Origin of the sequence: Streptomyces sp. NPDC051218 (genome assembly GCF_044455475.1) — a bacterium.
In the GTDB taxonomy this organism is placed as follows: Bacteria; Actinomycetota; Actinomycetes; order Streptomycetales; family Streptomycetaceae; genus Streptomyces.
On sequence record NZ_JBITEU010000006.1, the window covers coordinates 249,800 to 268,680 of the forward strand.

The 18,881-nt window shown below is 71.5% G+C and carries 17 protein-coding genes; 4 read left to right on the forward strand and 13 right to left on the reverse strand.

The annotated features are described in order from the left end of the window. Positions 1-20 precede the first annotated feature (20 nt). From ACIBCK_RS19895 to infC, 4 genes are all read right to left on the reverse strand, one after another. Complete coding sequence (locus ACIBCK_RS19895) at positions 21-866, reverse strand: TrmH family RNA methyltransferase (protein WP_399391893.1); 846 nt, start codon at positions 864-866, stop codon at positions 21-23. Positions 867-1,059: 193 nt separating this feature from the next. Next, positions 1,060-1,443, reverse strand: coding sequence for a 50S ribosomal protein L20 (gene rplT / locus ACIBCK_RS19900; RefSeq protein ID WP_003970214.1), 384 nt, complete (start codon positions 1,441-1,443; stop codon positions 1,060-1,062). 94 nt (positions 1,444-1,537) lie between these two features. Continuing rightward, the gene (gene rpmI, locus ACIBCK_RS19905) at positions 1,538-1,732 is read right to left on the reverse strand and encodes a 50S ribosomal protein L35 (RefSeq protein ID WP_030560333.1); all 195 of its coding nucleotides are present in this window, start codon (positions 1,730-1,732) and stop codon (positions 1,538-1,540) included. 105 nt (positions 1,733-1,837) lie between these two features. Beyond that, the gene (gene infC, locus ACIBCK_RS19910; protein ID WP_367048850.1) at positions 1,838-2,512 is read right to left on the reverse strand and encodes a translation initiation factor IF-3; all 675 of its coding nucleotides are present in this window, start codon (positions 2,510-2,512) and stop codon (positions 1,838-1,840) included. A gap of 400 nt (positions 2,513-2,912) precedes the next feature. Between infC and ACIBCK_RS19915 the strand changes: the two genes are divergently transcribed. Further along, positions 2,913-3,299 carry a DUF1844 domain-containing protein gene (locus ACIBCK_RS19915; protein WP_363312720.1) on the forward strand — a complete coding sequence of 129 codons (387 nt, stop codon included), beginning with the start codon at positions 2,913-2,915 and terminating at the stop codon, positions 3,297-3,299. Between the two features lie 4 nt (positions 3,300-3,303). Here ACIBCK_RS19915 and ACIBCK_RS19920 read toward each other — a convergent pair whose 3' ends face one another. The 3 genes from ACIBCK_RS19920 to ACIBCK_RS19930 form a co-directional block, all read right to left on the reverse strand. Next, positions 3,304-4,038, reverse strand: a complete 735-nt coding sequence (locus ACIBCK_RS19920; RefSeq protein ID WP_399391895.1) for an SseB family protein — start codon at positions 4,036-4,038, stop codon at positions 3,304-3,306. A 353-nt stretch (positions 4,039-4,391) separates the two neighbouring features. Continuing rightward, positions 4,392-5,558: a type VII secretion-associated serine protease mycosin gene (gene mycP / locus ACIBCK_RS19925; protein ID WP_399391897.1), complete on the reverse strand. Its 1,167-nt coding sequence runs from the start codon at positions 5,556-5,558 to the stop codon at positions 4,392-4,394. Beyond that, positions 5,555-7,603: a hypothetical protein gene (locus tag ACIBCK_RS19930; protein ID WP_399391898.1), complete on the reverse strand. Its 2,049-nt coding sequence runs from the start codon at positions 7,601-7,603 to the stop codon at positions 5,555-5,557. Before ACIBCK_RS19930 ends, mycP begins: the two co-directional genes overlap by 4 nt. 351 nt (positions 7,604-7,954) lie before the next feature. On the opposite strand from ACIBCK_RS19930, the gene ACIBCK_RS19935 reads away from it, so the two are divergent. Continuing rightward, positions 7,955-9,157: an amino acid deaminase/aldolase gene (locus tag ACIBCK_RS19935; protein WP_399391900.1), complete on the forward strand. Its 1,203-nt coding sequence runs from the start codon at positions 7,955-7,957 to the stop codon at positions 9,155-9,157. Between the two features lie 16 nt (positions 9,158-9,173). Here ACIBCK_RS19935 and ACIBCK_RS19940 read toward each other — a convergent pair whose 3' ends face one another. The 6 genes from ACIBCK_RS19940 to ACIBCK_RS19965 form a co-directional block, all read right to left on the reverse strand. Further along, positions 9,174-10,130 (reverse strand): DUF2510 domain-containing protein, encoded by a 957-nt coding sequence (locus ACIBCK_RS19940; protein WP_399391902.1) that lies wholly within the window; start codon positions 10,128-10,130, stop codon positions 9,174-9,176. A gap of 55 nt (positions 10,131-10,185) precedes the next feature. Then, positions 10,186-11,517 carry a haloacid dehalogenase-like hydrolase gene (locus ACIBCK_RS19945; RefSeq protein ID WP_399391904.1) on the reverse strand — a complete coding sequence of 444 codons (1,332 nt, stop codon included), beginning with the start codon at positions 11,515-11,517 and terminating at the stop codon, positions 10,186-10,188. 34 nt (positions 11,518-11,551) lie between these two features. Further along, a complete protein-coding gene (locus tag ACIBCK_RS19950) occupies positions 11,552-12,844 on the reverse strand; it encodes a haloacid dehalogenase-like hydrolase (RefSeq protein WP_399391905.1) in 1,293 nt (430 codons plus the stop codon). Between the two features lie 78 nt (positions 12,845-12,922). Further along, positions 12,923-13,705 carry a 3-oxoacyl-ACP reductase gene (locus tag ACIBCK_RS19955; protein WP_399391907.1) on the reverse strand — a complete coding sequence of 261 codons (783 nt, stop codon included), beginning with the start codon at positions 13,703-13,705 and terminating at the stop codon, positions 12,923-12,925. Positions 13,706-13,711: 6 nt separating this feature from the next. Then, a complete protein-coding gene (locus tag ACIBCK_RS19960) occupies positions 13,712-15,079 on the reverse strand; it encodes an aldehyde dehydrogenase family protein (RefSeq protein WP_399391909.1) in 1,368 nt (455 codons plus the stop codon). 7 nt (positions 15,080-15,086) lie between these two features. Beyond that, a complete protein-coding gene (locus ACIBCK_RS19965) occupies positions 15,087-16,457 on the reverse strand; it encodes a glutamine synthetase family protein (RefSeq protein ID WP_399391911.1) in 1,371 nt (456 codons plus the stop codon). A 77-nt stretch (positions 16,458-16,534) separates the two neighbouring features. On the opposite strand from ACIBCK_RS19965, the gene ACIBCK_RS19970 reads away from it, so the two are divergent. After that, positions 16,535-17,281 (forward strand): FadR/GntR family transcriptional regulator, encoded by a 747-nt coding sequence (locus ACIBCK_RS19970; RefSeq protein ID WP_399391912.1) that lies wholly within the window; start codon positions 16,535-16,537, stop codon positions 17,279-17,281. A gap of 148 nt (positions 17,282-17,429) precedes the next feature. Further along, positions 17,430-18,875 (forward strand): ethanolamine permease, encoded by a 1,446-nt coding sequence (eat, locus tag ACIBCK_RS19975; protein WP_399391913.1) that lies wholly within the window; start codon positions 17,430-17,432, stop codon positions 18,873-18,875. The last annotated feature ends 6 nt before the right edge of the window (positions 18,876-18,881 follow it).

The window sequence follows — 18,881 nt, forward strand, 5'->3', positions numbered from 1 at the left end:
CCTCCGAGCCCGTCACCCTACTAGCTGGGGGTGACGGAACGGCACCCTCCAGCCGCACGCTGTGCACGGGCGGACGCATAGAGGCACACGGCTGCCGCCGTCGCGAGGTTGAGGCTTTCGGCTCTGCCGTGGATCGGAACGCGCACCACGGCGTCGGCGAGTGCGCGGGTCTCCTCCGGGAGCCCCCAGGCCTCGTTGCCGAAGACCCAGGCGGACGGCGTGCCCATGGTGCCCTTGTCGAGTTCGTCGTCGAGGTCGTCATCGCCCGCTCCGTCGGCGGCGAGGATGCGTACGCCCGCGTCCTTCAGCCCCTGGACGGCCCGCTCGACGGGTACGCCGACGGCGACGGGCAGATGGAAGAGCGAACCGACCGACGCGCGCACGCACTTGGGGTTGTAGAGGTCCACGGAGGCGTCCGTCAGGACGACGGCGTCGGCCCCCGCCGCGTCGGCACACCGCAGTACGGTGCCGGCGTTCCCGGGGTCACGGACGTGCGCGAGGACCGCGACCAGCTTGGGCCGGGCGGCGAGGATGCCGTCGAAGGAGGTGTCGAGGAACCGGCAGACGCCGACGAGCCCCTGCGGCGTGACGGTCGTCGAGATGTCGGCGATGACGTCCTCGTCGGCGAGGTGCACCCGCGCCCCGGCGGCACGGGCTTCCCCCACGATGTCGGCGTACCGCTCGGCGGCCTCGACGGTGACGAACAGCTCGACGAGCGTGTCCGGATGCGCGGCACCCTCCCGCACGGCCTGCGGCCCCTCGGCGAGAAACAGCCGCTCCTTCCCCCGAAAGTTCCGCTTGCCGAGCCGCCGTGCGGCGCTGACGCGGGGGGACTTGGGGGAGATCAATTCAGGAGCGGCGGGCATGAATTCACCTTCGGGAGAAATACGGGCGCCCCCTCAGGGGCGCCCCGCCAGGGGCGCGGGGAACTGCGCGACCAGCCGAGGCGGGCCTGCGGACGGCAGCGACAGGCGTCGGCAGACGGGTGGCCGAACAACGTCGGACCCGCAAGCCGGGCGGCTTACGGGTCCGAACGTCACGCTGGATGAGCGGCGGGCGTCAGGCAGCCTTCGGGGCGTTGACGTCCGACGGCAGAGCCTTCTGCGCAACCTCGACGAGCGCCGCGAAGGCGTTCGCGTCGTTGACGGCGAGCTCCGCGAGGATCTTGCGGTCCACCTCGATGTTGGCGGCCTTCAGACCCTGGATGAGGCGGTTGTACGTCATGCCGTTCTGGCGGGCAGCGGCGTTGATGCGCTGGATCCACAGCTGACGGAAGTCGCCCTTGCGCTTCTTGCGGTCGTTGTAGTTGTAGACCAGGGAGTGGGTGACCTGCTCCTTGGCCTTGCGGTACAGGCGCGAGCGCTGGCCGCGGTAGCCGCTGGCGGCTTCGAGGATCGCCCGACGCTTCTTGTGGGCGTTGACTGCCCGCTTGACGCGTGCCACTTGTTAACTCCTTGTAGCGGGGCCGTGGTTGGACTCACACGACCCGGTATCGATTGGGTCCCGGTCAGAGTTCAGGCGCGGTGTGCGCCCGGACTCACTTGCCGAGAAGCTTCTTGATCTTCTTGGCGTCGCCCGGGGCCATCTCGGCGTTGCCGGTGAGGCGACGCGTCAGACGGGACGACTTGTGCTCGAGCAGGTGGCGCTTGCCGGCGCGCTCACGGAGCACCTTGCCGGAGCCGGTGATCTTGAAGCGCTTGCTGGCACCGCTGTGCGTCTTGTTCTTCGGCATAGCGCCGTTCTCTCCTCGTCAGTGGCACTCGGATGCCCGGTCGTGAAACCGGGCATCCGGGAACCGTATGTGTCAGTTGGCGATCCCCGGACTCGCGTCCTGGGATCAGGCCTCGGCCGGGGCCTCTGCAGGGGCTTCGGCGGCAGCCTCGGCAGGAGCCTCTGCGGGCTCCTCGTCCTCGGCGGAGTTCTGCGAGCGGCCCGGGTTGGCCTTCGCGTCCGCCTTGCGGACCGCCTGGGCCTCGCGAGCCTCGGCCATGGCTTCGGTCTTCTTCTTGTGCGGACCGAGGACCATGATCATGTTTCGGCCGTCCTGCTTCGGGTTCGACTCGATGAACCCGAGGTCTTCGACGTCGTTCGCGAGACGCTGCAGCAGTCGGTAGCCGAGTTCCGGCCTGGACTGCTCGCGACCACGGAACATGATCGTGATCTTGACCTTGTCGCCCTGCTTGAGGAACCGGACGACGTGACCCTTCTTGGTGTCATAGTCGTGCGGGTCGATCTTCGGCCGGAGCTTCATCTCCTTGATGACCGTGTGCGCCTGGTTCTTGCGCGCCTCACGGGCCTTCATGGCCGACTCGTACTTGAACTTCCCGTAGTCCATGAGCTTGCACACGGGCGGACGGGCGGTCGCCGCCACCTCGACCAGGTCGAGGTCGTACTCCTGTGCGAGCTCCAGGGCCTTGGCAAGCGGAACAATCCCGACCTGCTCGCCGCTGGGACCGACAAGTCGCACCTCGGGAACGCGAATCCGGTCGTTGATGCGGGGCTCGGCGCTGATGGATCCTCCTCGGTAGCACCACGCGGCGGTCTGGCGGACAGCCGCGTTACGTCTGTTATCTCGACCAACCGAGTGAGTACATAAAAAATGCCCCAACCGATCACAGGAAGGGGCTCCATTACTACCGGAGCACCTCCGCGGTGATCGCGGGGCGCATCTCGGGCCTGCCGTAGTCTCGGGGACTGCGGCCGCCTGACCGGTGACCCGCCGCTCCAGGAGCGACTAGGTGGGAAGCGGAGCCTCCACTTGTGGGCCGGGTCTCTGCGTGGCACGCGAGTGTCCGGCCGGTCGTTACACAAGGTTAGCAGGTCCGCGGGGGTGGGGCTAACCAACGGCGCCCGCGGGCTGCCGCGGACTCCCGCGGACCGCTCCGGGCGGGGCTCCGCTTATCGTGTGGGACATGAGCGACGCGACCCCCACCCCCGAGTCCGGCACCGGCCCGGCCTCCGATTCCCCCGACTTCGACACCCTGACGCGTGACATCGCGGACGTCCCCGCGGTCGAGGTGATCACCACGGTCGCCGTCCACCTGATGAGCGCGGCGGCCGTGAACCTCGGTCTCGCCGAGGGCGGCGAGGGCCACAAGGACCTCGACGAGGCTCGCAAGCTGATCCACTCGCTCGCCGGTCTGATGGACGCGAGCGCCACGGAGATCTCCTCGTTCCACGCGGCGCCGCTGCGCGACGGTCTGAAGTCGCTGCAGCTGGCCTTCCGCGAGGCGTCCGAGGTGCCGGACGAGCCGGGCCAGGGTCCGGGCGAGAAGTACACGGGCCCGGTCTTCGGCTGAGCGTTCAGCCTTCCCGTACGTAGAAGGGCTCGCCCGGTGGCGTCGCCCCGGCCGGCAGCAGTGCCAGGTCGAGGCCGCTGACCAGGCGGGCCCTCAGTGTTTCGTCGGCCGCGATGTGCCGGGCGACGCGCTGGGCGGCTTCGGCGGGGTCCGCCGACGGGTCGAGGACGAGCGCGAGGGTGCCGTCTGCGCTGCCCGCGCCGAGGTAGGCCCGCAGGACGGCGGGCTCGGCGGCGACGGACGCGCGTACGGCGGCCGTGACGGCGGGGTCGGAGAGCGGGTCCCGGGTGTGGCGGCCTTCGGAGAGCGCGATCAGGGCGGGCCGGTTGATCTCGTAGGGGACGGGTCCCGCGAGGTCGAGGACGATCGTGTCGGCCTGCTCGTGCGCGGCGGCCTGGAGCGCCTGGTGCAGGGGGACGGCGACGGGCCGGGCCTCCGGGTCCCACAGGGCGAGGGCCTCGGTCGAGGTGAACGCGGGCAGTGCCTTGCGGTCACCCGCCTTGAGGGTGGGGACCGCCATGTCGCTGGTCTTCTCGCGGCGCAGCCCGTTCTCGTCCTCCTCGACCTCGCCGAGCACGGCGACGACGGGAACGAGGAGCCGGGCGCCGGCGAGTGCCTCCAGAACGGCCCCGTGGGCCGTACGGTCCTGCGCCCAAGCGGTCAGAGCCGCGGTGAGCCGGGGGTCACCTGTCCCGTCGTCATCGGAGAAGCCGGGGTCCGGGATGTTCTTGTTCGCCACGACTCCGACCCTATCGAGCGCGCCGTCGCCCCCATCGACCGGTTCCGATCGAGGCTCCCACCGCCCGCGCCGGGGGGCCCGCCGCCACCCGGCCGCCAGCCAGCCCGCGAGGCTGCCGTCGCTCCCGTTCGCCACGGTCCGGTGCCAGTCGAGGCCTCCCGCCGCCCGCGCCGAGGGGAGAGGCCGCCGCCACCCGGCCGACAGCCGTCCTGCGAGCCGCCGTCACCCTCGTCCGCTACGGTCCGCCCCACCGCCCAAAGCCGCGACCGACACCGCCCACCACTGGGCGCCCCCGGCCCGCGAGGCTGCCGTCGCCCTCGTTCGCTTTGGGTGCGGCCCCCGCTACCCCAGCCCTACCGTGCAGAGCTGCGGCCGCTCCCCCGGCGCCCCCGCCAGAGGTAGACCGCCGTCGCCAGGAGCGCCACGCCCATGCCGCCCGCGACCGGGCCCACCCAGGCCGCGGGGCCGTCGTCCCTGTCCGCTGTCGGGCCCTGGCCGAAGTACTTCTTTCCGTACGCCGCCGACCGCAGGCCGTCCGGCTTCTTCTTGGCGCCCTCGGCGATCGCGGCTGCCGGGTCGATGAAGCCGAAGCCGTGTGAGTCGTCCCGGCCGCCGGTCGGGACGTCGCGGGCCGTGTCCTCCAGGAGTTGCTTGATCTGGGGCGGGGTCAGGCCGGGGTGGGCGGCGCGGATGAGGGCGACGGCGCCCGAGACGAACGCGGACGCGGCGCTGGTGCCCCAGCCTTCGTAGTACTCCCGGTCCGGGTCGGCGATGACGATGTCCTTGCCGGGGGCGCTGACCGTGGCGTACCAGCGGCGGGTGGAGAAGGAGGCGCGCTCGCCGCTCTCGTCGACGGCGGTGGCGGCGATGACGCCGGGGTAGGCCGCGGGGTACGAGATGTGGTCGCCGCGCTCGCCGCCGTTGCCCGCCGACGCGACGACGACGGCGCCCTTCTTCAGGGCGTACTGGACCGCGGCGTCCTCGGCGGGTTCGGGGTGCGCGGACTTGGAGTCGTCGCCCAGGGAGAGGTTGATGACGTCGGCGCCGTGGTCGGTGGCCCAGCGGATGCCGTCGGCCAGGGCGTTGCCCCGGGTGTTGCGCGCCTTCGAGCGGTTCGGGTCGCCGTCCTCCAGGATCACGCGGATCGGCAGGATCTTGGCTTCGGGCGCGATGCCCAGGACGCCGTCGCCGCGGCCCGCGCCGTGTCCATGGCCCGCGATGATGCCGGCCATGGCCGTGCCGTGCCGGGCCCAGGGACGGTCGCCCTTCTTCGCGCCGAAGCCGACCATGTCCTTGCCTTCGAGGACGCTGCCGGTCAGGTCGGGGTGGTCGCGGTCTATGCCGGTGTCCAGGACGGCGACGGTGACGCCCTTGCCCTTGGTGGTCTGCCAGGCCTGGCCGGTGTGCATGGCGTCGAGGGCCCACTGCTGGGCGCGTATGCCGTCGTCGGCGTGGGCGGTGGCGGGCAGGAGGGCGAGCGTCGCGGCGAGGGCGGCGACGCCCAGGGGGCGGATTCTCATGGGGACTTCTCCGTGGCCGCGATGGTCTTGCGCAGCCGCCGCTCGACGCGGTCGGCGATGCCCTTCGCCTCGTGACCGAGGCCTGCCTGGGCGGGGGCCGAGGTGGTGGACGTTTCCATGGCCTCTTCGGCGGGCTCCGGTTCGGTGACCGTGCGGCCGTCGGCGAAGCCGGAGACGGAGAAGGCGACGACGGGGGCGTCCGGGAGCACGGACACGGTCCAGGACGCGCGCTGTGCGTCGCCGAACTCCGCGGCGGGGGTGCCCTTGGCCGCGTACGGCCGTGGCATGAGGTCGGGGCGCCGGTCGAGGCCCTCCTCCGTGAAGCGGTTGCGCAGCGAGCTCATCGCGTCGGCGTCGGCCTTGGTGAACAGCAGGCCGACGGTGGTGACATGGCTGCGGGTCGCGTCCGTGTACGTGGCGCGCAGCAGGCGGAGGCAGCCGGCGGGGGCGAGTGCCTTGCGCAGGAGCGGGTCGAAGGCGCTCTTGCAGTGCGAGTCGGGGGCCACGGCGACGCGGGTCCAGGTGCGGTCGGCGCCGCCGGGGCCCGCGCCGTCGCCCTTGATGGCGGCGGGGAAGAGCTGGTCGACGGGCACGCTGTGCCACAGCTCGCCCGCCACGGCGTACGTGTTGCGCGTGGTGGCCGTTCCTTCGGAGTCCCCGGTCAGCCAACTCCCGGTCGCCGCGCCCCCGATGAGCCCGAGGCCGAGCACGACACAGGCGGCCGCGGCGGTCACGCGGGGCTGCACCCAGGTGCGGACGGGGCGCAGCCGCGTGGTGCTGTCGTCGTACAGGGCGGGCCTGGCGAACGACACGAAGGGCCGTCCGGCTCCGGGCCCCGGGGTGAGATCGACAGCACCAACCGCCCGACGGGCGGCGGCCGTTCGGGGGGCCTTGGGCTTGGGGGCGCGGGCGGGCGGGACCGCGGGGGCAGGGAACCGGGCCTCGCCGCCACCGGACAGGGGGGCCGTGGACGGCGGAGCGGCGGAGGGAGCGGCGGGCGGAGCGACCGGCGCCGACTCGAACCGCGCGGATCGTGGCGACCCGGGCCGCGCGTCGGGCACGTCCCGCGGCTCGGGCGACGACGTGGCTGTGGAGCCGGGCTCCTGGCCTGACGTGGTCCGGGGGGAAGGAGTGGGCCGGGAATCGGGCGTGGGTATGTCCGCCGTCACAGGATCCGAGAACCGCAGAGGCTCCGGCAGCCGTCCCGGGCCCGGCGGCGGCACCGGAGGCATCGGCGGACGCAGGGGGTACTCCGCGGCCCGCTGTCCGTCCTCCGCGTCCGGGGTGCCCACGCGCGGCGGGGCGGAAGGCAGCGGCGGGGGTGCGGGTGGGCCAGGGGCCGGGGCGGCGGCCTCGGAGGCCGGCGTGCGCGTCCCTGTCGTCGTTGGCGGCGGGGCATCGGGGAAACGTGCCGATGCGGGCGGCGGGGGCGGAGACTGCTGAGCCTCGGCGGCCGCGCCGTCCGTGATGTCCACCCCGCCCGGGTCGTCCGCCCCGCCCAGGTAGTCCGCCCCGCCCGGATAGGTCGGCTTGCCCGCGTAGTCCGGCTCGCCCGGTTGGTCCGGGTTGCCTGCGTAGTCCGGCCCACCCGGGTGGTCCAGGTCGCCCGCGTAGCCCGGCTCGCCCGGGTGGTCGGGCTCGCCCGGATAGGTCGGCTTGCCCGCGTGATCCGGCTCGCCCGGGTGGCCCAGGTCGCCCGCGTAGCCCGGCCCACCCGCGTAGCCCGGCCCACCCGCGTAGCCCGGCCCACCCGCGTAGCCCGGCCCACCCGCGTAGTCCGGCTCGCCCGGGTGGTCCGACTCGCCCGGATAGGTCGGCTTGCCCGCGTAATCCGGCTCGCCCGGGTGGTCCAGGTTGCCTGCGTAGCCCGGCCCACCCGGGTGGTCCGGGTCGCCCGCGTAGCCCGGCTCGCCCGCGTAGCCCTGCTTGCCCTCGTATCCCAAGTCGCCCGCGTAGCCCGCATCGTGGGCACGGTCTGCGTTGTTCGCGTCGTCCAGTGCCGCCGACGGCCCCGGCAACCGCACCCGGTCGAAGGGCGCGAGCAAGTCCCCCAGGACGGAGTCCCTGTCGGCATCGGCGTCGACGGGGGCATCGGCTGAGGGCGAGGGCTCCGGATCCGGATCTACCCTCGGCGGACGCGCATCGGGGAAGCGGGCCGATGGCGGGGGCGGCGGCAGCGTTGAGGGTGGGCCCGGTGGTGGGGGTGGAGTCGTGGGGCGTGGTGGGACAGGGGCCCGTCGCGCTTCCGTGCTCATGCACCCCCCCCCGTTTCCTCACTCTTCTGCGCGTAACTCTAAGGGCAGATTCCGGTCGTGCGGGAACCGGTCCGCGGCCCCGGGCGATCTGCCCGGATCATCCCCCTACCCTCGGGTAATCGCGTCTGGCAGGCTTCGGCCATGACCTCCCGTGCAGCAGACCGGGCCCGCTACGACCGGGCCACCGCACACCTCGACGCCCCCGTCGCGATCGTCGATCTGGAGGCATTCGACGCCAATGCCGACGACCTCGTGCGCCGGGCCGGCGGGAAGCCGATCCGCGTCGCGAGCAAGTCCGTGCGCTGCCGGGCCCTGCTCGAACGGGTCCTGGCCCGCGACGGCTTCGCCGGGATCATGTCCTACACGCTCGCCGAGTCCCTGTGGCTGGCGCGCTCCGGGTTCGACGACATCCTGCTCGCCTATCCCTCGGCCGACCGCGCCGCCTTCGCCGAACTCGCCGCCGACCCGAAGCTCGCCTCCTCGGTGACCGTGATGGTCGACGACCCGGCGCAGCTGCGGCTCATCGACGAGGCGAGGGGCGGCGGGGGCGAAGAGGTGCGGGTCTGCCTGGAGTTGGACACCGCCTACCGGGTCCTCGGGGGCCGGGTGCGGATCGGGGCACTGCGCTCACCCCTGCACTCCCCCGCCCAAGTCGCCGCGCTCGCCCGCGCCGTGACCCGGCGGCCCGGCTTCAGGCTGGTGGGCGTGATGGCGTACGAGGGGCATGTGGCGGGGGTCGGTGACGCGGTCGCCGGTCATCCCGCGCGCTCGCGGGCGATCCGGCTGATGCAGGCCGCGGCCCGCAAGGAGCTCGGGGCGCGGCGCGCCGAGACCATCCGCGCGGTGCGGGCGGTCGCGCCGGACCTGGAGTTCGTCAACGGCGGCGGCACCGGCAGCGTGCAGCACACCGCTGCCGAGCGGGCGGTGACCGAGATCGCGGCGGGGTCGGGGCTTTACGTGCCGCGGCTCTTCGACAACTACACGTCGTTCAGCGGGCGTCCGGCCGCGCTCTTCGCCCAGCCCGTGGTGCGCCGCCCGAGCGCGGGCACCGTGACCGTCCTCGGCGGCGGCTACCCCGCATCGGGTGCCGCGGGCGCCGACCGCTCCCCGGTGCCGTACCTCCCGGAGGGTCTGCGCTACGACCCGCAGGAGGGCGCGGGCGAGGTGCAGACCCCGCTGCTCGGCGCGCCCGCCGACGACCTGCGGATCGGCGACAAGGTGTGGTTCCGGCACGCCAAGGCCGGGGAGATGTGCGAGCGGTTCGACGCGCTGCACCTCGTCGAGGGCGACCGCGTGACGGCCACCGTTCCGACGTACCGGGGCGAGGGCCACACCTTTCTCTGAGGGCGCCCCTGACCCGTCAGGGCGTCGCGCCCACGCTGCTGCCCACACCGCCGCTGGTCTCTCCGCCGCCGACCGGGCGGATCCCCTTGGTGATCTCGTCCATGTCGGAGAGCGGCGGCGCGCCTTCGTCGGTCCGCGCGTCGATCGCGAAGCGGATGATCACCATCGCCTCGGATCCGACGCTGGAGGGGAACGCGAGTGACTGGACATACCCGCCGGGGCCCTTCTCGGTGCGGACCCGCCAGCGCACGAGGTAACCGGAGCGGCCCGCGACCGCGACGGACCCCTCCTTGACCTTCTCGTGGCTCGCGATGCCACCGAAGGGGCTCATGCCGACCTTGTCCTCCTCGTACGCCCCGTCCGCCGCGTCCTTGATGTCCCCGAGCGCCAGTGCCTTGGGCGAGCGCTCGTCGGTCGCGGTCGATGTGCGCGAGTACACCGTGCCGTGACGGCAGAGGCTGCCCTCGCCCGGACAGTCGTAGACGTCCGGGGTGCGGACGGTCGGGTCGCCGCCGACCGTGCTGTCGGCCTTCTCCCAGCCGTCGGGGACGGGGATCGTGATGCCGTTGAGCTGGTCGACGAGCGTCGAGGGGTCGGGGTCGGGCGCCGATGTGGTCGGGCTCGGCGAGGTCGGTGACGGCGGGTCCACCGGCTCCGACGCGCCCGGTACGGGCCCCTCGACCTGCGGGTCGCCGTCGTCCTCGCCCAGGAGCACCACACCGGTGACGATCGAGGCGACCAGGACGACCCCGGCCGTGGCGAGGGCCACCACCTTGCCTCGACCCCCTCCGCCGGAACCCGTCGGCCGCGCCGGCTGCGGCGGGCCGAACCCCGGCTGCAGCCCTCCCATTTGGGGTGATTCGGGCGCGCGCCGGTGCTCGGTCCACGCGGATCCGTCCCACCAGCGCTCGACGTGCTGTGCGGGCGGGGCCGACGGGTCCGGGTACCAGCCGGGAGGGGGCGACATGCTCATCCCGGCACTCTAGGACGTGCTCTGAAGATCAGAACAGTCGGAACAGTTGGAACAGTCAGAACACCGCGTCCTCCTGGTCGGGCACCACGGAGCCGTCCTCGCGCAGGACCGGGCCCTTGCTGCCGTCCGGTGCGTTGTACGCGGCCGTCGAGCACGGGTAGAGGTCCGGCTTCTGCTGCATGGGCTCGATGAACATGGGGTTCACGACCCAGCGGCCGTCGGCGTTGTCGTAGGCACGGCACATGAACTCGTCCTTCTCGCGGTTCAGGACGAGATGAGCCCCAGTGGCGTCGCCGACGAACGTCACGTCCGTGTCGGCGTCACCGCCGCCGAGCGCGATGCGGTGGGCCCGGTCCTGCTTGTCCCAGGCCGACTCGCCCCTGACGCCGAAGATCTCCTGGTTGATCCAGCAGCGCTTGCCGTCGATGTAGGGGATGGCCTCGCCCTTGTTCACGGGGACGTCGCCGCAGCCCTGGTTCCAGGGAGTGATGCGGCCCTTGCGGTCGAGGACCGAGCGGATGGCGATGGTGTGCTTCCGGTCGATGCCCACGCCCCCCTTGCCGCTGGCCCACACCTCGGTCACCGGCTCCGAGCCCGCCGAGACGATGTAGACGTCGAACCCGGCCTTCTTGAGCGTGCGGATGAGGTCGCGCTGCTGGTCGTAGTAGCGGGCGTAACCGGGGATCTCGTGCGTGCCGACGGTCTGGGTGGCGCCCACGGGGGCGGCGAGCACCTGCTTGCGGGCCTTCGCGGCGTACGACTTCAGTTCGGGGACGGTGTGTCCGGCGAAGAGCTGGGGCACCCAGGCGTACTGCGGGACGGTGTGCCGGTGGTTCCACTCCCCCGCGAAGGCGGCGGCGCCGCTCATCGTCCTGCCGTCCTCGCGGACCTCGAAGATCTCGTCGGCGCAGTCGGTGTCGGTGGAGGTGGGCAGCGGCTCGCCGACCGGCACCTTCGTGCCGCAGGCCCGGGTGAGCGCCTGGTCGGCCTCGTCCGTCATCCACTTGCTGGTGGACTTCCAGCTCGCGGGACGCAGGATCTTGTCGTGGTGCAGGGACCAGGCGATCGTCGCGTCGGTGATGTCGTTCTTGACGACGGTGTTGTCCCAGTCGAACGCGGCGACGGGACGCTTCTGGTCGTGGCCCCGGTGGGAGCCGCAGCGCCCGCGCTCGTCGATCATCCGCTGGAGCCGGGCACGGTTGTCGCCGAACCAGGTCAGCTTCTTGGACAGCTGCGGGCAACGGGCCTTCACAGCGGCGGACTTCTGGGAGTTCGAGACGTACGGGGAGTTCGCGGGCGTGGCGGCGGCCGCGGGGAGCGTCGCCGGCACGGCTGCCAGAGTGGCGGCCGTGGCCAGCGTCAACGCCAAGGCATGTCTGTTGCGCATGCGCATGGACCGTACATCAATCTCTCGCGCCTGGTCAGGCCCCGTGCACCGTGTCCTTCTGGTCGGGGATGACGGACCCGTCGGCGCGGCGCACGGGGCCCGCCTCGCCGTCCCGTTCGGTGTAGCCGGTGCTCGCGCACGGATATGGCTTTCCGAGCTTGCCCTTCGGCTCGATGAACATGGGGTTCACCAGCCAGCGGCCGTCGCCGTTGTCGTAGGCGCGGCACATCAGCTCGTTCTTGTTGCGGTTCAGGACGAGGCGCAGGGCCGTGGCATCGCGCAGGAAGGAGATGTCGGTGTCGGAGTCACCGGCCGCGAACACCGGTCGCTCCGCTGCCGGTTGGACCTTCTCCGCAGCCGCTCCCCGGACCCCGTAGATCTCCTGGTTGATCCAGCAGCGCTTGCCGTCGATGTACGTGATCATCGAGTCGTCGCCGTCCTCGACGGTGCCGCACCCCTGCAGACGGGCCGTCAGTTTCCCGTGCGCGGCGACATTGCGAATGCCGATGGTGTGCCGGGCGTCGACTCCGACGCTCCGCGCCCACACCTCGGCGACCGGCTCGGGCGAGGCGGAGACCACGTAGACGTCGAATCCGGCCTTCTTGAGCGTGCGGATCAGATCGCGCTGCTGGTCGTAGTAGCGGACCCAGCCGGTGAACTCGCCGGTGCCGACGCGCTGTTCGGTGCCGATGGGAGCTGCGAGGTTCTCTTTGCGGGCCGCGGCGGCGAAGCCCTTGACCTCGCGGGTGGACCAGCCGCGGGTGAGCTGGGCGAGCCAGGCGTACTGGGGTTCCATGCGCCGGTGGTCGAAGCCCGCGAAGGCCGTGTCGCCGCCGGTGGTGGCGCCCTCGGCGTAGACGGAGGCGATCTCGTCGGCGCAGTCCGTGTCGCGGCGCGTGGGGAGGGTGGCGCCGCCGGCGGGGCAGGCCTTGGCGAGGGCTTTGGCCGCCGGGTCGGTGAGATAGCGGCTGGTGGTGTGCCAGTCGGCGTTCTTCGGCGTACGTATCTTGCTGTTGCGCAGGAGCCAGAACATCGTGGCGTCGCCGACGTCGTTCTTGATGACCGTGTTGTCCCAGTCGAAGGTGGCGACGGGCTTGGCATCACCTCGGCGGTGACGCTCGCCGCACGCCCCGTACGTGTCGATCATCCTCTGGAGCCTGGCCTTGTTGGCGCCGTACCAGCCCTCGGAGACGGTGAGCGAAGGGCAGTCCTTCCGCTGGGACCGCACGGGCTGAGTGGCTTCCGCGGTGGCCTGGACGGTGACGAGACCGGCTCCGGCGACGGCGATCACTGCTGCTGCCGCGACGGCGCGGCGCTTGAAGTTCACGAACACACTCCCGTGTTTACGCAGGTCAGCCGGGCGTCGTGCGACGCCCGGCTGACGGGGTGGTTGCTGGCGGATGAACTACATGGGCGTGACGTATGCCCCGGCGATACCGCCGTCGACCAGGAAGTCCGTGGCGTTCACGAACGAGGAGTCGTCGCTCGCGAGGAACGCGACGGCGGCGGCCAGTTCGTCGGCCTCGGCGAAACGGCCCACGGGGATGTGGACGAGGCGGCGCGCGGCCCGCTCTGGGTCCTTGGCGAAGAGCTCCTGGAGGAGCGGGGTGTTGACCGGACCCGGGCACAGCGCGTTCACGCGGATGCCCTCGCGGGCGAACTGCACGCCCAGCTCTCGGGACATGGCGAGGACCCCGCCCTTGGAGGCCGTGTACGAGATCTGGGACGTCGCCGCGCCCATCTTCGCCACGAACGACGCGGTGTTGATGATGGAGCCCTTGCCCTGGCGCCGCATGTAGGGGATGGCGGCCTTGCAGCACAGGTACACGGAGGTGAGGTTGACCTCCTGGACGCGCTTCCACGCTTCGAGGCCCGTGTCCAGGATGGAGTCGTCGTCGGGCGGCGAGATGCCCGCGTTGTTGAACGCGATGTCGACCGAGCCATAGGTGTCGTACGCGGCCTTGAAGAGCGCCTCGACCTGCTCGGCGTCGGTGACGTCGACCTTGACGAACGTCCCGCCGACCTCGTCGGCCGCGGCCTTGCCCGCCGTCTCGTCGATGTCGCCGCAGACGACGTGCGCTCCCTCGGAGGCGAGGCGGCGGGCGGTGGCGAGGCCGATGCCGCTGCCGGCGCCGGTGATGACGGCGGTGCGGCCCACCAGGCGGCGGCAGATGTTCTGGTTGGTCATGGTGCGTCAGGCCTCCGTGCGTTCCGTGCTGATGAAGACGTTCTTGGTTTCCGTGAAGGCGGCGAGCGCGTCAGGGCCGAGCTCACGGCCGAGCCCGGACTGCTTGTAACCCCCGAACGGGGTCCAATAGCGCACGCTGGAGTGCGAGTTGACGGACAGGTTCCCGGCTCGCACGGCCGCCGACACCCGCAGGGCCCGGCCCACGTCGCGCGTCCAGATGGACCCGGACAGGCCGTACTCGGTGGCGTTGGCGAGGCGGATCGCGTCGGCCTCGTCGTCGAAGGGCAGGACGACGGCGACCGGGCCGAAGACCTCCTCGGTCGCCACCGGCGACGCGGCGTCGACGTCGGCATCGGTGAGAAGCGTCGGCGGGAACCAGAAGCCGGGCCCTTCCGGCGCCGTGCCGTGGATTCCGGCGCCGGAGGATACGTACGAACGCACGCGCTCCAGCTGGGACTTCGAGATCAGCGGGCCCATCTGCGTCTTCTCGTCGGACGGGTCACCGACGACGACCGACTCGACCGCGGGCCGCACGATCTCGAGGAAGCGGTCGTAGACCGAGCGCTGGACGAGGATGCGGGTGCGGGCGCAGCAGTCCTGACCGGAGTTGTCGAGGTACGACATCGGCGTGGCGAGGGCGGCGGCCTCCACGTCCGCGTCGGCGAAGACGATGTTCGGGCTCTTGCCGCCGAGTTCGAGCGTCAGGCGCTTCACGCGGTCGGCGCACTTGGCCATGATCTGCTTGCCGACGCGGGTGGAGCCGGTGAACACGATCTTGGCGACGCCGGGGTGCTCGACCAGGGCGTTGCCCGCCACGTCCCCGGTGCCGGGGAGGACCTGGAAGAGACCCTCGGGGAGGCCTGCCTCCAGGGCGAGTTCGGCGAGACGGAGCGCGGTGAGCGGGGTCGTCTCGGCGGGCTTCAGGATGACCGCGTTGCCTGCCGCGAGTGCCGGTGCGGTGCCCCAGGCGGCGATCGGCATGGGGAAGTTCCAGGGCGCGATGACGCCGACGACGCCGAGGGGTTCGAGGATCGTGACGTTCAGGCCGCCCGGTACGGGGATCTGACGGCCGCTCAACCGTTCTACTCCCCCGGCGGCGAAGTCCAGGAGATCGCGGACGTTGCCCGCCTCCCAGCGGGCGTTGCCGATGACGTGACCGGCCTCGCGCACCTCCAACTGGGCAAGTTCTTCAAGGTGTTCGTCGACCACGGTCGCGAAGCGGCGGAGCAGGCGGGCGCGGTCGGCGGGGGCCGCGGCGGCCCACTTCACTTGCGCCGAGGCCGCTCGCGCGACGGCGGCGTCGATGTCCTGCGGGGTGGCGGCGGGGACGGTCGCGACCAGTTCTTCCGTCGCCGGATTCAATACCTCGAGCAAGGGTGCCTCACATGCGTTCGAAGGAGCGGCGGAGCTCCCAGTCGGTCACCGCGGAGTCGAAGGCGTCCAGCTCGACCCGGGCCATGTTGCTGTAGTGCGCGACCACCTCGTCGCCGAAGGCGGCCTTGGCGATGGGGCTGTTCTCCCAGAGCTCGGCGGCCTCGCGCAGCGTGGTGGGGACGTGTGCGTAGTCGCCGGTGTAGGCGTTGCCGGTGCACTCGTCGGGCAGTTCCAGCTTCTGCTCTATGCCGTGCAGACCGGCGGCCACGAGTCCGGCGACCGCGAGGTGCGGGTTCACGTCGCCGCCCGGCAGCCGGTTCTCGAAGCGCATGGAGCGGCCGTGGCCGACGACGCGCAGGGCGCAGGTGCGGTTGTCGTGGCCCCAGGCGGCGGCGGTGGGCGCGAAGGACCCCGGCCGGAACCGCTTGTACGAGTTGATGTTGGGCGCGTAGAGCAGCGAGAACTCCCTGAGCGCCGCGAGCTGCCCGGCGAGGAAATGCCGCATGACGGGTGACATGCCACCGGGATCGTCCTGGGAACCGGCCATGGCGTTGGCGCCGTCGGCGTCGGCGAGGGAGAGGTGGATGTGACAGGAGTTGCCCTCGGCCTCGTTGTACTTGGCCATGAAGGTGAGCGAGACACCTTCCTGGGACGCGATCTCCTTGGCGCCGGTCTTGTAGATGGCGTGCTGGTCGCAGGTGACGAGTGCGTCGTCGTAGCGGAACACGATCTCGTGCTGGCCCGGATTGCACTCGCCCTTGGCCGACTCGACGACGAGTCCGGCGGCCGCCATCTCGTTGCGGATGCGGCGAAGGAGCGGCTCGATGCGGCCCGTGCCGAGCACCGAGTAGTCGATGTTGTACTGGTTGGCCGGGGTCAGGGCCTTGTAGCCCGCGTCCCAGGCCTGCTCGTAGGTGTCCTTGAAGACGATGAACTCCAGCTCCGTGCCGACGTTGGCGGTGTAGCCGAATTCGGCGAGCCGCTCCAGCTGGCGGCGCAGGATCTGGCGGGGCGCGGCCACGACGGGCGAGGAGTCGTTCCAGGCGAGGTCCGCGATGAGCATCGCGGTGCCTTCGTTCCAGGGGACGCGGCGCAGCGTGGTCAGGTCGGGGCGCATGGCGAAGTCGCCGTAGCCGCGGTCCCAGGAGGACATCGCGTAGCCCTCGACGGTGTTCATCTCCGCGTCGACGGCCAGGAGGTAGTTGCAGCCCTCCGTGCCGTGTTCGAGGACGTCGTCGAGGAAGAACTGGGCGGCGAACCGCTTGCCCTGGAGCCGCCCTTGCATATCGGGGAAGGCCAGGACGACAGTGTCGATCTCGCCGCTCGTGATGAGAGCATGCAGCTCCTCGATCCCGAGCGGGGGTGTGCGGTCTGCCACGGGAAAGTCCTCCTTGGGTCAGCCGAGAGCCATAAGGTATTGCCGAGAACCATTGATTGGGAAGGGGGTACGGCCAGATGTCGCACACGGATGCCGACGCAACAGCTTCTCCCGACGACGACCGGCTCACACCGGTGCTGCGTCCCGTGCGGGCGGGCAACGGTTTCGAGGAGGCCCTGGAGCAGATCCTCCAGGTCGTACGCCTCGGCCTGGTGCCCGGCGGCGAACGCCTGCCGTCGGAGCGGGAGTTGGCCGACCGGCTCGGCATCAGCAGGGTCACGCTGCGCGAGGTGCTCAAGGTGCTGCAGGACCAGGGTCTGGTCGAGTCGCGGCGGGGCAGGTACGGCGGCACGTTCGTCCGTCCGCGCCCCGAGGCGGCCGGCGAGGACGAGCTGCGGCGGCGCGTGGCGGATGTCGACGTGGAGGACGCGCTGCGGTTCCGCGAGGTCCTGGAGGTGGGGGCGGCCGGGCTCTGCGCGGCGCACGGCCTCGGCGACGAACAGCGCGAGCGTCTGCGCGCGGCGCTCGCACAGACGCACGACGCGCCCCTTTCCGAGTACCGCCGCCTGGACACCCTCCTGCACCTGACCCTCGCCGAACTGTGCGGCTCCCCCTCGCTCACCGCGCAGTACGCGGCGGTCCGCGCGACGGTCAACGACCTCCTGGACTGCATCCCGCTCTTGGTACGGAACCTGGAGCATTCACAGCGCCAGCACACCGCGCTCGTCGAGGCCGTGCTCGACGGGGACGCGGACGGGGCGCGGGAGATGATGCGCGAACACTGCGCCGGAACGGCCGCCTTGCTGCGGGGCTTTCTGACATAAGGGGCGGGGTGCGGGGTGATTAACGGTGACGTAACGCAGGGGTCTTGCTTTCTCGCGTGTCGCACGGCAAAGGTATGGATCCGTTCCATTGAGTCGCCATCCCGCCCACCGCAGTGCCGCCGCCGCGCAGTCGCATAGGAGCCGTGTCATGACCGTGGAGTCCCCCAAGACCAGTACCGCCGAGCCGGCGGACGACTATCTGGAGCGGAGAACGCTGCGGCGGGGCAGCGCGGGCTGGCTGCTGCTCACCGGCCTCGGCGTGGCGTACGTGGTCTCCGGCGACTTCTCCGGCTGGAACTTCGGCCTGGCGGAGGGCGGATTCGGCGGCCTGTCGATCGCCATGGCGCTGATGGGCGTGATGTACGCCTGCATGGTGTTCTCGCTGGCGGAACTGTCGTCGGTGCTGCCCACCGCGGGCGGCGGCTACGGCTTCGCGCGCCGGGCGCTCGGTCCGTGGGGTGGCTTCCTCACCGGCACGGCGATCCTCATCGAGTACATCCTGGCGCCGGCCGCGATCTCCATCTTCATCGGCGACTACGTCGAGTCGCTCGGCCTCTTCGGCCTCACGTCCGGCTGGCCGGTGTATCTGGCCTGCTTCGTCGTCTTCATCGGCATCCACCTGTGGGGCGTGGGCGAGGCGCTGCGCTTCAGCTTCGTCGTCACGGGCATCGCGGTGGCGGCGCTGCTCGTCTTCGCGGTCGGCGCGTTCATGGACTTCGACGCGTCGAAGCTGAACGACATCGCGGTGGACACCAGCGCCTTCGGCTCCAACTCCTGGCTGCCGATGGGCCTGTTGGGCATCTGGGCGGCGTTCCCCTTCGGCATGTGGTTCTTCCTGGGCGTGGAGGGTGTGCCGCTCGCGGCCGAGGAGACCAAGGACCCCGCCCGCACGCTGCCGCGCGCCATCCGCTGGTCGATGGCCATCCTCATCGTGCTCGCGCTCCTCACGTTCTTCGCGTCGGCGGGGGCGCGCGGCTCGAACGCGATCCAGGACGCGGGCAATCCGCTGGTGGAGGCGTTGCAGCCGGGCGGGGAGGCGACGGCGCTGAGCCGCATCGTCAACTATGCGGGTCTGGCGGGCCTGGTGGCGTCCTTCTTCTCCCTCATCTACGCGGGGTCGAGGCAGCTCTTCGCCCTGTCGAGGGCGGGCTACCTGCCGAGGTTCCTGTCGCTCACGAGCAGCCGCAAGGCGCCCTACCTGGGCCTCTTGGTCCCCGGCGCGATCGGCTTCGGCCTGGCGGCGGCGACCGGGGACGGGGCGCGGATGCTGAACGTGGCGGTGTTCGGGGCGACCATCTCGTACGCGCTGATGTCGCTTTCGCACATCGTGCTGCGCCGCAGGGAGCCGGGCCTTGAGCGTCCGTACCGCACGCCGGGCGGCATGCTGACCTCGTCGGTGGCGCTGGCCCTCGCCTGCTCGGCGCTGGTCGCGACGTTCCTGGTGGATGTGACGGCGGCGTTGATCGCGCTCGCGGTATATGTGGTGGCGATCGCCTACTTCGGCATCTACAGCAGGAAGCGGCTCGTGGCGCGGGCGCCGGAGGAGGAGTTCGCGGCGCTGGCCGCCGCGGAGGCGGAACTGGAACGCGACTGAGCGCGA